A 773-nucleotide genomic window follows, 5' to 3' on the forward strand; every position below is an offset into this window, starting at 1 on the left:
CGCAGAAATTTTTGACCATCCGGTTGCGTTTTCTGGTGTAGAAACCAAACAAAAACTCGCAGATATTCGTAAATGGCTCAATGAAAACCATGCGGACTGTTTATTGGTTTCAACCCTTGACGATGTGATGTGGACACTGAATATTCGTGGCGCTGACACGCTTTACTGCCCGGTTTCGGAATCCTACCTTATTGTCGAGCGAGACCGCGCGACGGCGTTCATCGATAAACAAAAGTTACCAGCCGAGATAGAGAAGAAGCTGACTGCGCAAGGTGTGAGCGTTCGTCACTACGAGTACGTCAGCCAGTATTTGAATCAGCAATGTGAAGGCCTGTCGCTTGCTTTTAGCCCGGTTTATACCGACAGCTTGTTGGTTAACTCCATTGAGCAGAACCTTTCATTAAAGCCAATGGCTTGCCCGGTCACCGACATGAAAGCCATCAAAAATCAGACCGAGTTAGCCAATCTCGAACAGTCATTGACGGACGATGGTGTGGCTGTCGTGAAGTTCATGAGCTGGTTAGAAGACCAAGTCCCAAGCGGGCTTGTTACTGAGCTGTCAGCCGAGGCTCAATTGAAAAGCTATCGCCGTCAAACTCGCCATTATGTGAGCGACAGTTTCCGCACGATTGCAGGCTTCGCCGCACATGGCGCGAAAATGCACTACGCCGCCGATGAAGAAAGCAATGCCGTTGTCAATGAAAGCAATTTCTTCCTTGTAGATTCTGGCGGTCAATACCTTGGCGGCACAACAGACATCACCCGTACTTTCC

1 protein-coding gene is annotated in these 773 nt (G+C 49.0%); it reads left to right on the top strand.

Translation table 11 applies throughout. The features are described from left to right. The coding region (locus R7040_RS25965; protein WP_318097501.1) for an aminopeptidase P family N-terminal domain-containing protein at positions 1–773 on the top strand (773 nt) is incomplete at both ends.

It is taken from the genome of Vibrio sp. 1069 (assembly GCF_033340555.1).